The following is a 15,210-nucleotide window of genomic DNA, read 5'->3' on the forward strand; positions in this document are numbered from 1 at the left end:
TGGCCCACGACTCGGTCGCCAACCAAGGAACGACGTACACGGCGGGGGCGGCTGGTGCGCTCCGCGGGGCCTGAAGGACTGCGGAGCAGGCTGCCTGGGCGGTCGGGGGCGAGGGTGCTTCCGGGGTCGGGGGGCGGTACCTCCTGGCCGGACGGTTCGACACGTGTGCGACCATTCCCGCGTGACCAGCCCGAACGCCTCCGCCGTCGCGATTCGTACGATCCTGCTCGACGGCACCCCACACGGGATCAGGATCGTGGATCGCCTCGACTGGACCGGTACCTGTCTGGTGTTCGGCCGGGCGGACTATCCGCGCGCGAAGGCTCGCCCGGAGCTGTCCCGGACCGGCTTCTACCTGCTGGTCGGCCCGGATCCGTCCAAGCCCGACCGGATACGCATGTACATAGGCCAGGGCGAACAGGTTCGGGCGCGCTTGGACGAGCACTTGCGCAAGAAGGAGTTCTGGACCGCCGCGTACGTGATCACGGCGAAGGACGACTCCCTGGATCGGGCCCACGCGGCCCATCTGGAGGCCCGCTTGGTAGCGCGGGCCCGGGAGACGGAACTCGCGGTGCTGGACAACGGCAATGCGCCCGCGTTGACGAGTCTGGGGGAGTGGGGGGACATCGCGATGGCGGGCTTCCTGGACGAGGCGCTGACGATGCTCGGGTTGCTTGGAGTTTCCTATTTCGACCAGTTCGCCGCCGACCCGGCCCAGGAGTCCGCGCCGGCTCGGTTCGAGACCTACTACCTGAAGTCTGGTGAACTGGTCGACTGCAAGGGGCGTGAGGACGCTGACGGGTTCCTCGTCTTCGCCGGATCCTTTGCCCGTCGATCGTGCAGAAAGATGATCGACAGCTACGGGGCCCTGCGTGAGCAGCTCATCGAGGATGAGATCTTGGTGGAGCACGACGCCGGCCGTTTGCGACTCAAACGCTCCCACCGCTTCAAGAGCCCGTCGGCGGCCGCCTCCGTCATGGTCGCCGGCAGCCGCAACGGCCTGACCGCGTGGAAGGACGAGGACGGCAGCACCCTGAAGGTGAACCAGGAGAAGCGGGCCGCGGCCGCCGGCGCGGACGTGCTCGTCCCGGCCGGTCCGGCCACCAGCGTTTGTGGGGCCTCGGGCCTGGCGGCACCTGCGTCCGAGGTCCAGGAGCAGTAGGCGGGCATCGTGTGCCGTGTTGTGAGTCCCGTACTGGTGGGCAGCCGGGCGCGCTGTCCGACGACGTAACTGCGCCCTGCGAGCCTGTGATGTTGCGTCAGAACGTTGGGGGATATTCGGCCGATGGACGCAACACCGACTTGTTGGATCGATAGTAGGTGGTCGTTGAGGGCGGCGGGAGTCTTCCAGCCGAGGCTCTTGCGTGGTCGGTTGTTGAGCGTGGCAGCAACGGTCTCGACCTCCTCCGCTGTCCATCGGGACAGGTCAGTGGCCTTCGGGAAGTACCGGCGAAGGAGGCCGTTCGTGTTCTCGTTGGTGCCTCGCTGCCACGGGCTGTGCGGGTCGGCGAAGCAGACCGGAACGCCGGTCTCGATCGTGAACCGGACATGTGCCGACAGCTCCTTGCCGCAGTACCCCTGCACCGGCCGCTGACGCAGCTACCCGCGACGGGCCCCGGGGCGCAGCGCCATCGCTTCGGGCAGCGGCCGCATCGGTCTGCCCCCGTCCAGCCGCGTCACCGGCCGGACGTTCAAGCCCGCTCTTTACGCGTATGGCTGCTGGCGCCTGGACCTGGACCCCGCCCCGGCTCTGTGGGTCGGCGGCCTCGAACGCGGTGCCTGCGACCGAGGACCGGCCTGGAAGGCGCTGGCGCCCACGTCGACCGGCCTTTCTACGTCGATCTCCCGTCTGGCTGTGCCGGAAGCCGCACGGCGGACTCCACCGCGGTCCATTTCGATACTGGACCGGTAGCGAGCCACGGCCGTTCGAGAAGAAGGCGAACGTGCCGTCAGCGCCCGCTGTGTGACGAGCGTCACAACTGCCTTGCCATGTCCATGGTTGCCCTGATTTTCCCGCCTCAAAGCTGGCAGTTCGGACATGACCCAAAAGATCGATCTGAGGAGGAATTGAGGTTGATTTGCACTCCGACAGAAAATCGTGGCGCGCGTGGGAAACCCCTGACTATGGTTTCGGCACGGCAGTGAACCGAACTGTTCGGGAATGCATCGTTCCGGTGCAACCATTTCCATGGGGAAAAATGAGCCCGTCACTCGTGTCAATACGCGCGGTCAAAGCAGGAGCAGTCGCGGGAGCGGTGCTCTGCGCGCTCCTGGGATCCGTCGGCCCGGCGTCCGCCGCGACGGTCCACCACTCCTCGGTCACCCCGAAGGGGGCCTGCAACGGCGACCCCGGCCCCTTCGCCGACGTCCTGGACAACCTGGGGACCGTGTACCACGTCGTCTCGGGGCCGAACGTCGACGACAACGGCACAGGCAGCAACGCGACCGACAGCTTCAGCAACACCTTCAGCGGTACCGTCAGCGCCACGATCAGCGCCAGCCTGGAGGCGAAGGAGGGCGTCGTCCTGGAGGACGTCAAGGCCACCCTGGGAGTCAGTGCGACCGTCTCGGCAACCATCAGCGGATCGCACACCATCACCTACACGATTGCCCCGCACACGGCGCTCCACGCCGAGTACGCTGAGGACCAGATTTCCACCGAGGACAAGACGTACCTCATGAATGACAACTGCGCCGAGTACGACATCGTGGACGGGTACAGCTCCTTCGACGAAGGAAACGGCTGGCACACCTGGTCGACCGCCTACTGAAATGAGAAACGTGTCCCGGAGAATCATGCGCCCAGGCGGAGCCGTTCTCACGATGGCGGTCCTTGCCCTGACGGCCGCGGGCTGCACGACTCAGACGCCCGCGAAACCGGCGCCGAAGCCGTCGAGCACCGAGGCGCTCCCGGCCCTCTCGTCGCTCCCCGCCGGACAGGTTCTCCTGGCCGAGCCGGACGGTGCGGCCTCGGCCGCCTTCACCACCCCGGCCCTGGCATCCAGAGCCATCGCCCTGCAGTTCACCTGCCTGGGACAGGGCCCGGTCGGTGTCCGGGTCTACCAGGGCGGAGCGAAACCCATCTACCAGGTCAGCGACGGGACGTGTGACAGGACCGTCCAGAAGATCGACTTCACCGCGACAGCGGCTGCCACCCCGCTCAAGGTCGACGTGACAGTGGGCCGCAGCAGCACCTACGCACTGCTCGTGTCACAAGGCTGAAGACAACAGCCGGCCCCGGCAGCACGCGCCAAGCTGCCGGGGCCTCGGCGCGCCCACGGTCGTGCAGTCTGTCAGGGAGCCGGGCGCGTCGCCCCGGACGGACTGGCAAGTGGCAATCAGCCTCCGCGTTTCAGCTGAGGTCGGCTGAGCTGCGCTGGTTGTCGCGGGAGTGGTGTTCGGGCGGGTGGGCATGCTTGGGTTCCGGCGCGTGGCCGGGTGCTCCTGGGTTCCTTGGGTGGTGGGCGGGCAGGGGCGACTTCGCCGGTCAGGTCGCGGGTCGGGGCAGCGCCGCGAGGCGCGTGAACGCGCTGGTCAGTTCGTGGCGCCAGGGCCAGGTGCCGGCGATCCGCAGGTGGACACGGCGGGCTCCGCGGGTGATCCGGGCGGCGGCGTGCAGAAGCCGGTAGCGCAGTCGTTTCGGTTCAGCGGTGGCCAACTCGCCGTCCACCAGCAGGGTCTGGGTCCACGCGATCAGGTCGATCGCAGTCAGGGACAGCTCCAACCAGGCGGCGTTGATCGCGAAGTGGCGGGAGGGGAATCGTCCGAAGCCGGTTTGCTTGCTGCAGCGGATGCGGTCCTCGACGCGGGCGTGGGCGCGGTGTGTATCTTCCTCAGCCGGCTCGGACGCGTGCTCGGACGGCCGGTGCTGATGACCGCGGATGGCATCGGCGACTGGGGGCATTCAGTGCTCGGGTTCGACCCGGCGGTCGATCGCGTCGTCCTGGTGGCGGATCCAGCGCTTCCCGACGAGGTCGGATATCCGCGCGCGGCCGGTGTCCACGGGGGTCGACTCGGTGCGGAGCAAAGCCCCGGGCTGCTGGACGCGGTCGGTTGGCAGCCGGGGCAGCCTGCGGTGCACAGCGGCCTGGTCACCGGCCCGGGCAACCCGGGACAGCGGCTCCCCTGCGCGGGGATCCTTGGGACCGGTACCGACCGGCTGTCACCCGGGCCCGGGCCCAACAGCGGGGTCGGCTGATCGGCACTGGTGCGGGCCGTGGCAGGCTGCACCTACACCGGATAGTCGATCTGGGCGATGTCCTCTGCGAGGTCCTCGAGCCGAACCATCGGGTTCAGCGCCGAGACCACCTCCGGCGTCAGCGGCTGGAGGTCGTAGACGTGCCGGACCGCTCCCAGCGCCGGCAGCAATTCGTAGTACTCCTCGGCAAACTGCACGTAGGCCTCGGCACTGCCCGCCAGCAGGAGCCCGAACAGCCCTTCGGCGCCGTCGGCGTCGTCCTCGAACTGGTCAGGGATCTGCACATCGCCGCACCTCCACGCCGAGTCGGCACGCTCGCGCCACAGGCATGCAGTGGCCCGCTGGACACCGCAGTCGTCGAGGAAGGCCGGCTCTCCCTCGAACTTCCGGAAGACGTCCGGCAGGGAGTCGAACAGCCCCGGCCACGGCGCCGGAGGCGACACGCGGTACGCGGTGATCGGCGACTCGTGATAGGTCGCCTGGGCATACACCCCGGCCTCGCAGAAGACGACTGCGTAGTCGTCACCGCATCCGTCCCGCATCGAGGCCAGCTGCTCGGAGGGCCCCCACGTCGCGTCGTAGGAGTAGTAACGCAACTCCCACTCCGGGCTCAGGACAGCATCCAACATCGCCATCGCCTTCGAACGAGCCCGTACGGCCTCCGGCTCTGGCAGTTGCGCGATCACACCATAGACAGTCACGAGGCCATACAAGCGCACGGCACCGACACCGCCTCCGCCGGCCTGGGCCTCGACCGGGAACCCCGGCGTCGGGTCTGGTGACTGCGCTGGTTACTCGTCCGGTGACACCGCACGCCGTGCCGGCGGTGTCACAGCATGTTCAGGGGGCGCGTATTCGCCGTAGCTGTCGGCCGATCGCCACCCTGAAGTTCCCCCCTGATCTTGGACAGCGTGTGCTTACGCTGCGGGGGTGAAGTCTTGGCGCAACCTGGCTCGGGTTTCGAGTGGGGTGATGTACCCGAACTCGGGGTGTTTGCGGAGCCTGGTGCGGTTGTACTCGACCTCGATGAAGCGGAAGACGTCGGCGCGGGCTGCCTCGTGACTGTCCCAGACAGTGGTGCCGATCTCCGCCTTCAGCAGTCCGAAGAAGCTCTCGGCTGCGGCGTTATCGTAGCATATACCGGTTCGTCCCATGCTCTGCCTCAGGCCCAACTTCCTTATCACTGAACGGAATTCGCCGCTTGTGTACTCGCTGCCGCGGTCGGAGTGCATGATGCAGCCGGGCTGCAACTGGCCGCGACCGGCAGCCATGCGCAGGGCGTCGGTGACCAGCTCGGCGCGGTGGTGTTCGGCCATCGCGTACCCGATCACCTCGCGTGTGGCCAGGTCGATGACGGTCGCCAGGTACCACCAGCCCTCGATGGTCGGCAGATAGGTGATGTCACCGACGAGCTTCGTTCCGGGCCGGCCGGCAGTGAAGTCACGGCCGACCAGGTCGGGGGCCGGGGCGGCTTTGGTGTCCTGCTGGGTCAGGTGGCGGCGCCTGCGGCGGGTGATGCCGCGGATGTCGCGCTCACGCATGAGCCTCTCGACCTTCTTCCGGTTGATCCCGCGCCCTGCCCTGCGCAGCGCGGCATGCACGCGCGGAACACCGTACGCACCGCGCGACCCGGCGTGGATCACGCGGATCTCGTCGACCAGGTCGTCCTCGGCACGCTGCCGCTCGGCTGCCGCCGGCCGTGCGGCCAGCCATGCATAGTAGGTGGAGCGGTTGATCCCCATCACCCGGCACAGCCGGGCGACGCTGTAGCCCTCGGGCCGGTCCTCGGAAGCCTTCTCCGCGTCGATGAAGCGGCACACAGTGCCTACTTCATCGACTCCTTCGCGAAGAAGGCGAGGCCTTTTTTCAAGATCTCGATCGTCTGCTGCTGTTCCCGGTCCTTACGCCGCAGCCGAACCAGTTCCTCACGCTCGGCACTGGTCAGCGCACCGGCGGGCCCCTCGCCCCGGTCGGCCTTCGCCTGCCTGACCCAGCCGCGAAGCCCCTCCGGGCTCACGCCGAGTTCCCGGGCGATCTCGGTGACGTTCCGATGCGGCGAGGACCGAACGAGCGCGATCGCGTCCCGCCTGAACTCCGCCGTATACCGCTTGCTCATGTTGCTCTTGCCGCTCACTGACTGGACTGCTTCCTCGGGACCCAACGGTCCCAGTATCAGGCTGTCCAGACCAACGGGGGAACTTCAAAGGCCCTCAAGCCGATCTACACCGCGCCGACGGCCAAGGCTGCCGAGGACCGCTTCCTGGACTTCCAGGAAGTCTGGGGCGCCAAGTACCCTGCCATTGTGCGTCTTTGGGAGAACGCCTGGGCGGAGTTCGTGCCCTTCCTCCAGTTCGACCCCGCGATCCGGCGGATCGTGTGCACCACGAACGCGATCGAGTCCGTCAACTCCCGCATACGCAAGGCCGTCCGCGCCCGCGGCCACTTCCCCAACGAACAAGCCGCACTCAAGTGCGTCTACATGGCCGTCATGAGCCTGGACCCCACCGGAACCGGCCGAAAGCGATGGACGATGCGCTGGAAGGACGCACTCCAAGCCTTCGACATCACCTTCGACGGCCGCCTCTCAGCCGGCCGTCGCTGAACACCCCCAACAACCCAAAGCCACCGTTTACTGGACAGACCCGATGCCGAAGCTCCGGCAGCGGGCCGGTGGATCGGCTGGATGCTGGCTTGAGCGGGATCTCCTGCGCCCTGGACTGCTGCAGCAGTGGCGTGCGATGGGGATTTCCTGGTGGGGGTTTCGGTGGTGTCGGTCGGTTCGGTCGGTGTGTGTGGGCCGGGCGTGGCGCTCGTGGGTGTGGGTGCCACGCCCGGCGGTGTTGTGGTGGGGGTTACATGCCGGTCCAGTCGCCGGTGATCGGGGTGTCGGTGGGGATCCCGAAGAGCGTCGACTGGTTGGTGGTTCCGGAGGTGAGGGAGTTGTCGAGGTCGAAGCTGATGGTGCCGGATCGGTGGACGCCGATGGCGGTGGTGCCGGTGCCGGTCCAGTCGCCGGTGATCGGGGTGTCGCCGGAGGATCCGTAGACCTGGGCGCTGAGGGGGGTGGTGTCGGTGAGTGAGGTGGCGGGGATGAACTGCTCGGTGCCGGGGCGGTAGACGCCGATGGTGGTGGTGCCGGTGCCGGTCCAGTCGCCGGTGATCGGGGTGTCGCCGCCGTCGCCGTACCAGACGACGTGGTCGACGTTGGAGGCGGTGAGCGAGTCGTCGAGGTAGAAGTGCCCGGTGCTGGGGCGGTAGATGCCGACGGTGGTGATGCCGTCGCCGTTCCAGTCGCCGACGACGGGTTCGTCGCCGTTGTCGCCGAGCGCGATGGTGTGGTCGACCTCGGAGGCGGTGTTGGAGTCGTCGAGGTAGAACGTGGAGTTGCTGGGGCGGTAGACGCCGACGCCGTCGACGCCGGTGCCGGACCAGTCGCCGGTCACGGGGATGTCGCCTGTCTGGGCGAAGGCGAGGGTGAGGGTGTGGTCGACGGTGGTGCTGTTGTTGGCCTTGTCGAAGACGAAGGTGTCGGTGCTGGAGCGGTACAGGGCGATGGTGCTGGTGGGGTGGAGGGGCTTGACGCCTTCCAGGGTCTGGGTGCCTGCGGCCCAGCCGAGGGTGCTGACGGGGACGGTGGCGCCGAGGGTGACGTTGCTGCTGCTGTCGACGGTGGTCGGGATCTCGAACAGTCGGCCGGTCTTGTTGGTGGCCCACATCGTCGGGCCGGCTCCGTCCTGGGGGCCGTCGGTGGTGATGGACGGGTACTGGCCGATGCGGTAGCCGCCGGCTGCGATGGTGGTGGCCGTGGGGGCCGCGGTGATGCCCTGCCAGGATTCGACGCCGGTGTACTGGAGCAGGGCACCGGTGCTGAGCGAGCGTGCCCACAGGGCCGGGGTGCCGTTGACCAGCCCGGGGGACATGAGCGTGTAGTCCGACAGCCAGCTGCCGCTGGCCAGTGGCACTGCGGTGCGGAAGGTGGAGCCGACCGCGGTGAACATCCACAGCGACTCGGTCCCGCCGTAGTTCTCCAGGGTGACCAGGGCGGGCTTGTTGTTGGTGGCGCTGGTGGCGGGCAGCATGACTGCCTGCTGCACGGACGACCAGTCGTTCGGGTTGTAGAGGCTGTTGGTGACGGTCGGTCGGGTCTGGTCTATGCCCAGCGTCCACTTGGTGGTGGGGCTGCAGTTGTTGTTGTCGGTGGCCATGTAGAGGCCGGGGGAGTCGATGATGGCGACGTCGTCGCAGGTCTGGCCGGTGAAGGAGCCGTTGTGCGCGATGAGGGCGCCGGCGAAGCCGGTGCCGTTGGGTGCGGAGGTGCTCGGGATCATGACGGCGCCGCCGTCGGAGTTGCCGCTGGTGCCGTTGGGGCTGTTGGCGAAGGGGTCGCTGTAGTAGCGGATGCTGCCCTGTGCGTCGACGACGGCCAGGTCGGGTTTGTGGTCGCCGTCCAGGTCGCCCGAGGTGCCCGGGGTGAAGGTGCCGTCGGCGACGTAGTAGTCGAAGTGCTGGGGGGCGGATTCGTTGCCGGCGTTGTCGACGGTGTCATACCAGACGATGTGGGTGCCCCAGTTGGAGGGGCTGAGGGGGATGGTGGCGGTGCTTCCCGTCTGGGAGTGCTCGCCGGATGGACCCCGACCACTTTCGTGGACACTGGAAGTAGTTCATCGCAGTGTCAAGTGGGAAGTGCACGATGGTTTCAAAGCGGAAGAAGTACGCTCCGGAATACAAGGCAGAGGCCGTAGAGCTTGTAGTGAGCTCCGGCCGGCCCGTGGCTGAGATCGCCCGGGACCTCGGCCTGAACGAGGGAACCCTCGGGAGCTGGGTAAATGCCGCAAAGAGGAACGGAAGCATCAAAGACAAGCCGCTTACTATCGATGAACGCGTCCATATGAAGGAACTCGAAGAGGAAAACCGAAAGCTCCGAATGGAGCGGGATTTTCTAAAAAAAGGTGTGCCACGAACGCGGGAGGCGGCTTGAGGTAGTCAAGTAGCTGAGCGCGGTGCTGCACAGGAGATGAAGGACCGATGGCCCTTCGGAGCCGCCCTGCGGGGGGAGGCTTCAAACCGCCACATGCTGCGGAAGCGGTGACGCGACCGTGGTGAGCGACTGTGGAAAAGGCGTCCAAGAGGCGTCAGGTGGGGATCAGGAAGACGGAGCGCAACCCCTTTCGGGGGGCCACTGTTGACGCGTCGTTATTGATGAAACGGCATCAAAACCGGGTGTTACTTTTTGGCCCGGGATCAGCCTGGCGGGTGCCCGTCGATTGGCCAGGTGGTGCCCGGCGTGGAGGTGACGTGATCCTGATCTGCGGCTTCTGTGCGGAACGTGGGAAGGCACGGCCTGATGCCGTCCGACCGGCTGCTTCGGCGGACGGTCGGCGAAAGGGAGACTCCCGAGCGAAGACCTCGTGAGGGATTGAGTACCGAGGCAGGTCGTGTTGGCGGACCGGTTCGTAGTAGCGGTGAAGCTCCTGCTGGGCGCGGTGGGAGCGGAGCGAAGGGGCCGGATTGTCCGTGGTTCGTTTGTTTGGTCAACCAGGAGTTCCCTGGGAGGAGCTGCGTGAGCGAGCTGAAGTCTCCAGACAGGCCGTTCGATATCTCGAAGCGGGAAGTCTGGGAGGCGTATCTGAAAGTGAAGGCCAACAAGGGTGCACCGGGGGTTGACGGTTGCTCGATCGAGGAGTTCGAGAAGGATCTGAAGGGGAAGCTCTACAAGATCTGGAACCGGATGTCCTCGGGAAGCTACTTTCCGCCTGCGGTGCGAGCGGTGGAGATCCCCAAGCCGAACGGCGGAGGGGTTCGTTTGCTCGGAGTGCCCACGGTCGCGGACCGGATCGCCCAGACGGTGGTGGCAGCCCATCTGGAGAGACGGGTGGAACCGGTGTTCCATCCCGACTCCTACGGCTACCGCCCCGGACGGTCGGCCCTGGACGCGGTCGCGGCCTGCCGGGAGCGCTGCTGGAAGAAGAACTGGGTCATCGATCTCGATGTCGCCAAATTCTTCGACACCGTGCGCTGGGACCTCATCGTCAAGGCGGTGGAGGCGCACACCGATGCCCGCTGGGTGCTGCTGTATGTGCGGCGATGGCTCGCCGCCCCACTGCAACTGCCCGACGGGACCTTGCGCGAGCGGACGTTGGGAACCCCGCAGGGGTCTTCGGTTTCGCCCGTCCTCGCGAACCTGTTCATGCACTACGCGTTCGACATGTGGCTGGCCCGGGAGTATCCGGGCGTGCAGTTCGAGCGCTACGCGGACGACGCGGTGGTGCACTGCGTGAGTGAGTACCAGGCCCGCGAGGTGCTGGTGGCGCTGACGCACAGGATGGAGGAGGTCGGGCTGCAACTGCACCCGGCCAAGACCAGGATCGTGTACTGCGGGACCGGGAGGCGGGCCGGCGGAGTGACCGCCGGATCGTTCACCTTCCTCGGGTTCACTTTCCAGCCGCGAGCGGCCAAGGACCGGAACGGGGAGTTGTTCACCTCGTTCCTGCCCGCGGTCAGCAAGGATGCCCTGAAGAAGATGAGCGCGGAGGTCCGCTCCTGGCGGCTTCATCGGCTCATCGGCCTCACGCTGGCAGAACTGGCCCGCAGGATCAATCCGATCGTGCGCGGCTGGATGCAGTATTACGGGGCGTTCTACCGCACCGAGCTGTATCCCCTCCTGCGGCGCATCAATCACTACCTGATGCGCTGGGTCCGTAAGAAGTTCCGGCGGTTGAAGACCTTCAAGAAGTTCCACAAGGCGTGGAAGGGGACCACCAAGATGTGGCCGCTTCTGTTCGCGCAGTGGAAGTGGGTCCATTCGTTCTGGTGACCAGGACAATAGGAGCCCGGTGACGGGAGACTGTCACGCCGGGATCTGTGGGAGCCCGGAGGTGTGATTCCTCCGGGCCACCCGACCAGCGGCGTGGTTTGCGAGCCAGAATCAATAAAGTTCGCCTTTATCCTGCAAGTCAGAGACGAGCAGGCTGGCAAGCCGCGCCGCTTCAGGTATCCCATCAACTTCATGTGCCAGATGCTGCATGTATCTCGAGCCGGCTTCTATGCGTGGATCGGCAGGGAGGAGTCCCGGCACGCGCGGCGCGATGTCGAGCTCACGCGACTCATCATCGCCATCGACAAAACGAATAAGGGAAGGTGCGGAATCGATCGGATACACGCCCAGCTGGCCCGCCAGGGCGAGCGCGTGTCGCCCAAGCGTGTCCGGCGCCTGGCCAGGGCTGCTGGACTGGCCTGCGTCCACCCCAGCCCCTACAGGGCCACCACCCTCCAGGACCCCGCGAACCGACGGGGCCTGGTGGATCTCGTCGAGCGCAACTTCGTCCCGGAAAAGAAAGACCAAATATGGTACGGGGACATCACATATATTCATACCGCAGAGGGCTGGGCCTATATGGCCACGGTGATCGACGGATACTCGCGCAAGCTCATCGGCTGGTCCATCGCTGACAATATGCGTGAAGACATGGTGGTCCAGGCGCTCGATATGGCCATCCGCAACCGCCGGCCAGGCCAGGGAGAAGCCGTGATGCACACGGATCGTGGCAGCCAGTACACCGGCAGTAGATTTCGCGACCACTGCCTTGACAACGGGGTCATCCCTTCGGTAGGAAAGACGGGGATCTGCTTCGACAACGCTGCGGCCGAGTCCTTCAACGCAACCCTCAAGAAGGAACTCATTCACCTGCATGTATGGGCAACAATCAAGCAGGTCAAAACCGCCATATTTGAATATGTCGAGTCCTACTACAATAGAAGCAGGATTCAGCGGGAACTTGGCTACCTATCGCCCTATGAATTCGAGAGCAGGTCTACATTTAGCGCAGCACTAGCAGCATAGAAGACTGTCTTCGAAATCGGTCGGCCTCCAGACACCGCCACCGGCGGCAAGGGCCAACTCGCCTCGCAGACCTCCTACAGCAGCGGCAACCCCTACACCCAGAAAATCACCGGCTACACCAACCTCGGCTCCACCACCGGTCTGAGCACCCTCATCCCCGCAAGCGAGGGCAAGCTCGCCGGCACCTACACCGTCTCCTACGGCTACACCCCCCTCGAAGGACTCCTCGACCACACCACCTACGGCGCCGACGGCGGCCTGCAGGCCGAGACCGTCTACAACTCCTACACCGAGACCGGCCAGCTCACCAACGTCGCCGGCGCCGCCGACTACCTCACCCAGATCGTCTCCAACCCCCTGGGCCAGGTCACCCGCTACACCCTCGGCGACATGCCCGACCAGGTCGTCCAGACCAACGTCTACGACACCGCCACCGACCGCGTCACCGAGTCCGTCCTGGACAAGGAGAACGGCACCGGCCACGTCGACGACACCACCCCGCTGTGGAACCAGGCCGGCAAGATCACCGCCCAGCAGGACGTCCAGGACGCCGGCACCGCGACCGACCTGCAGTGCTACACCTACAACGGACAGAACCAGCTGACAACCGCCTGGACCGACACCGCCGGCACCACCAGCCAGGCATCACCGTCCGTCCCCGGCATCGGCTCCTGCAAAACCGCCACCCCCGGCGCCGCCACCAGCGGCGGACCCGCCCCCTACTGGGAGACCTACGCCTACGACGCCGACGGCAACCGCACCACCCTGACCACCCACGACACCACCGGCACCACCACCAGCACCCAGACCAGCGCCTACCCGCCCGGCGCCACCGGCACCACCGGCACCCCGGACCAGGCCCAGACCACCACCACCACCGACACCACCGGCGCCACCACCGCCAGCAACAGCTACACCTACAACGCCAACGGCTCCACCAGGACCGCGACCACCACCAACGGCGGCGGCACCACCACCAGCAGCCAGACCTTCAGCTACACCCCCGCAGGCCTGACCAGCAGCATCACCGACACCACCACCAACAACAACTCGGGCTACCTCTACGACGCCGCAGGGAACCTGCTGGAACAGAAGGACACCGTCGCCGGCAACACCACCACCCTGCTCTACCTCCCCGGCGAACAGCTCACCCTCAACTCCTCCAACGGCATCACCGCCCTGCGCTACTACGACAGCGGCGGCGGCCCCCTCACCATCCGCGACAACACCGGCAACATCACCTACGAGGCCGTCAACAACCAGGCCACCGGCACCGTCACCCTCAACTCCACCCTCACCACCGAGACCCGCCACGCCTACACCCCCTACGGCACCCCCCGCGGCGCCATCAGCACCACCATCGACGGCCGCGGCTACCTCGGCCAACCCGCCGACCCCGCCAACGGCTACAACCTCCTCGGCGCCCGCACCTACAACCCCACCACCGGCCGCTTCCTCCAGGCCGACCCCCTCCTGGAGGTCGCCGACCCCAACCAGCTCGGCGGCTACACCTACTCCTCCGACGACCCCGTCAACGGCAGCGACCCCAACGGCCTGCGCTTCTGCGCCGACGACGGCTGCTCCTCCCAGGGCATCGCGCAGGACGGCTACGTCGACGAGGCCGGCAACTTCCACCAGCCGACCGAACCCCGCGGCTACAACCCGCCGCCCAGCGCCGCCGACATCGCCGTCTACAAGCGGATGGGCTCCGGCTGGGCCAAGCGCAACGGCGACTACTGGGGCAACGTCTACTGGAACAACTCCAGCGCCCGCCAGGTCATGGACAGCATGCTCCCGCCCGCACCCGCCCAGCCCTGGTGGGAGCGCACGGCCAGCTTCGTCTACCACGCCTCCGGCGCGGCCGACGTCGTCGGATGCGTGAGCGATCCCTCACTGGGCCAGTGCGCCCAAGCCGCCGGCATGGTCCTGCTGACCGTCGCCACCGGAGGCGAGGACGAAGCAGCCATGCTCGCCGCCCGCGGCCTGGAGGACGGTGTCGAGAGCGCGGCAGCCGACGGCCTCGGGAGCGACGGAGCATCCTGCCTGGTCGGCGGAGCCTTCAGCTTCGACCCCACCACCCCCGTCCTCCTCGCCGACGGCAAGACCACACCGATCAGCAAGCTCAAGGTCGGCGACAAGGTCGAATCCGCCGACCCCGCCAACGGCAAGGACGCCGGCGCCCAGACCGTCCAGCACGTCTGGATCAACCACGACCACGACCTCCTCGACCTCACCGTCAACACCGGCGACGGCCACACCGCAGTCGTCCACACCACCGCCAACCACCCCGTCTGGGACGACACCGCCCACACCTTCGTCCGCGCCGACCACCTCAAGCCCGGCCACGAACTCGCCAGCACCCACGGCCGGCACCCCACCGTCCTCAAGATCCAGGACACCCCCGGCACCGCCAACCGCTGGAACCTCACCGTCAGCAACCTCCACACGTACTATGTACTGGCCGGTACAACGCCGATCTTGGTACACAATTCCGGCGGATGTGGAACAACCACGGTGGGGAGATGGATGTCTCCCGATGAGCATCAGGCGATGATTGATACGGGAAAGGTCCAGGCTGGCAGCGGAGGGGTTTCGACTTATGTCGCGAACCCTGCGGATTCGGCGGCGTATTTCAGGCAGGCAGCTCCGGGCACTAGGTACGTGCAGTTCGATGTACCGACATCTTCGCTGAAGCCAGGAGGAGAGCCGGGTTGGGCTCAAATCCCAGGGCCGAATCACCCGATCTATGGGCCGTTGAATGCGAGGCGTGGCCTGCCGCCGCCCGAGATGCCGAGCTTTGAAAACCTCTTCTGGGATGGGACGGTGAAGTGATGCCTGACCTGCCATCTAGCCTCAAGAGGTGGTATGAAGCGAAAGCTAGGTCGCTGGCAGAGCGGGGAGTCAAGGTTGGGCTTTTTGAATCGCCGGAAGGGCGAGAAAAGAGTTCCTTCGGTGTCTCTTTGGAATTGAGCTCACGAGTTTCATATTTGACTGCATGGAACTCGGGGGAATTGCAGATCTCATCGATAGATCTCGATGTTGACTCGGAGCCAAAGGAAGACTATCGAGAGAATGTCTCCGAGGATGATCTGCTGGTCATCGCTGATGGTCTGACTGCCTGGGTATTTCGAACATAGCGGTGATCACGGGATGGTCTGAATTGCAGACGGAG

At 66.2% G+C, this 15,210-nt stretch carries 13 protein-coding genes and 3 pseudogenes; 9 read left to right on the forward strand and 7 right to left on the reverse strand.

The window, feature by feature from the left end:
- The first annotated feature begins 181 nt into the window (after nucleotides 1–181).
- Complete coding sequence (locus tag BS75_RS42840) at nucleotides 182–1,162, forward strand: GIY-YIG nuclease family protein (RefSeq protein ID WP_156164354.1); 981 nt, start codon at nucleotides 182–184, stop codon at nucleotides 1,160–1,162.
- Between the two features lie 125 nt (nucleotides 1,163–1,287).
- On the opposite strand, the pseudogene BS75_RS47555 reads toward BS75_RS42840, so the two are convergent.
- Nucleotides 1,288–1,569, reverse strand: a pseudogene (locus tag BS75_RS47555) (IS30 family transposase); the annotation flags it as partial.
- 644 nt (nucleotides 1,570–2,213) lie between these two features.
- Here BS75_RS47555 and BS75_RS42845 point away from each other — a divergent pair.
- Both BS75_RS42845 and BS75_RS42850 read left to right on the forward strand, forming a co-directional pair.
- The gene (locus BS75_RS42845; protein WP_152646256.1) at nucleotides 2,214–2,771 is read left to right on the forward strand and encodes a hypothetical protein; all 558 of its coding nucleotides are present in this window, start codon (nucleotides 2,214–2,216) and stop codon (nucleotides 2,769–2,771) included.
- Nucleotides 2,772–2,823: 52 nt separating this feature from the next.
- Nucleotides 2,824–3,222 carry a hypothetical protein gene (locus BS75_RS42850; protein ID WP_034092085.1) on the forward strand — a complete coding sequence of 133 codons (399 nt, stop codon included), beginning with the start codon at nucleotides 2,824–2,826 and terminating at the stop codon, nucleotides 3,220–3,222.
- Between the two features lie 265 nt (nucleotides 3,223–3,487).
- Here BS75_RS42850 and BS75_RS42855 read toward each other — a convergent pair.
- The 5 genes and pseudogenes from BS75_RS42855 to BS75_RS42870 form a co-directional block, all read right to left on the reverse strand.
- Nucleotides 3,488–3,832, reverse strand: a pseudogene (locus BS75_RS42855) (transposase); the annotation flags it as partial.
- A 72-nt stretch (nucleotides 3,833–3,904) separates the two neighbouring features.
- The gene (locus BS75_RS51815) at nucleotides 3,905–4,027 is read right to left on the reverse strand and encodes a hypothetical protein (RefSeq protein ID WP_267970543.1); all 123 of its coding nucleotides are present in this window, start codon (nucleotides 4,025–4,027) and stop codon (nucleotides 3,905–3,907) included.
- A gap of 203 nt (nucleotides 4,028–4,230) precedes the next feature.
- A complete protein-coding gene (locus BS75_RS42860; RefSeq protein ID WP_231608077.1) occupies nucleotides 4,231–4,884 on the reverse strand; it encodes a hypothetical protein in 654 nt (217 codons plus the stop codon).
- 231 nt (nucleotides 4,885–5,115) lie between these two features.
- Nucleotides 5,116–6,018 carry an IS3 family transposase gene (locus BS75_RS42865; RefSeq protein ID WP_156164355.1) on the reverse strand — a complete coding sequence of 301 codons (903 nt, stop codon included), beginning with the start codon at nucleotides 6,016–6,018 and terminating at the stop codon, nucleotides 5,116–5,118.
- A 5-nt stretch (nucleotides 6,019–6,023) separates the two neighbouring features.
- Entirely contained in the window at nucleotides 6,024–6,332 is a 309-nt protein-coding gene (locus BS75_RS42870; RefSeq protein ID WP_081983159.1) for a transposase, read from the reverse strand.
- 75 nt (nucleotides 6,333–6,407) lie between these two features.
- Here BS75_RS42870 and BS75_RS42875 point away from each other — a divergent pair.
- Nucleotides 6,408–6,800: pseudogene (locus tag BS75_RS42875) on the forward strand (transposase); the annotation flags it as partial.
- 250 nt (nucleotides 6,801–7,050) lie between these two features.
- Here the strand turns inward: BS75_RS42875 and BS75_RS42880 are convergent.
- Complete coding sequence (locus tag BS75_RS42880; RefSeq protein ID WP_034092087.1) at nucleotides 7,051–8,526, reverse strand: hypothetical protein; 1,476 nt, start codon at nucleotides 8,524–8,526, stop codon at nucleotides 7,051–7,053.
- 362 nt (nucleotides 8,527–8,888) lie between these two features.
- Between BS75_RS42880 and BS75_RS47560 the strand changes: the two genes are divergently transcribed.
- From BS75_RS47560 to BS75_RS52460, 5 genes are all read left to right on the forward strand, one after another.
- On the forward strand, nucleotides 8,889–9,176 hold the full coding sequence (locus tag BS75_RS47560) for a transposase (protein ID WP_081983160.1): 288 nt from the start codon (nucleotides 8,889–8,891) through the stop codon (nucleotides 9,174–9,176).
- Nucleotides 9,177–9,758: 582 nt separating this feature from the next.
- Nucleotides 9,759–11,012, forward strand: a complete 1,254-nt coding sequence (ltrA, locus tag BS75_RS42885) for a group II intron reverse transcriptase/maturase (protein WP_034087255.1) — start codon at nucleotides 9,759–9,761, stop codon at nucleotides 11,010–11,012.
- Between the two features lie 192 nt (nucleotides 11,013–11,204).
- Nucleotides 11,205–12,038, forward strand: coding sequence for an IS3 family transposase (locus tag BS75_RS42890; RefSeq protein WP_052070806.1), 834 nt, complete (start codon nucleotides 11,205–11,207; stop codon nucleotides 12,036–12,038).
- Between the two features lie 390 nt (nucleotides 12,039–12,428).
- Nucleotides 12,429–14,870 carry a TreTu family toxin gene (locus BS75_RS51820; protein ID WP_034092088.1) on the forward strand — a complete coding sequence of 814 codons (2,442 nt, stop codon included), beginning with the start codon at nucleotides 12,429–12,431 and terminating at the stop codon, nucleotides 14,868–14,870.
- Nucleotides 14,870–15,175 (forward strand): immunity protein TriTu family protein, encoded by a 306-nt coding sequence (locus BS75_RS52460; RefSeq protein ID WP_439654057.1) that lies wholly within the window; start codon nucleotides 14,870–14,872, stop codon nucleotides 15,173–15,175. The genes BS75_RS51820 and BS75_RS52460 overlap by 1 nt, the downstream gene beginning before the upstream one ends.
- The last annotated feature ends 35 nt before the right edge of the window (nucleotides 15,176–15,210 follow it).

The organism is Streptacidiphilus albus JL83 (assembly GCF_000744705.1).
GTDB classification, from domain to species: Bacteria; Actinomycetota; Actinomycetes; order Streptomycetales; family Streptomycetaceae; genus Streptacidiphilus; species Streptacidiphilus albus.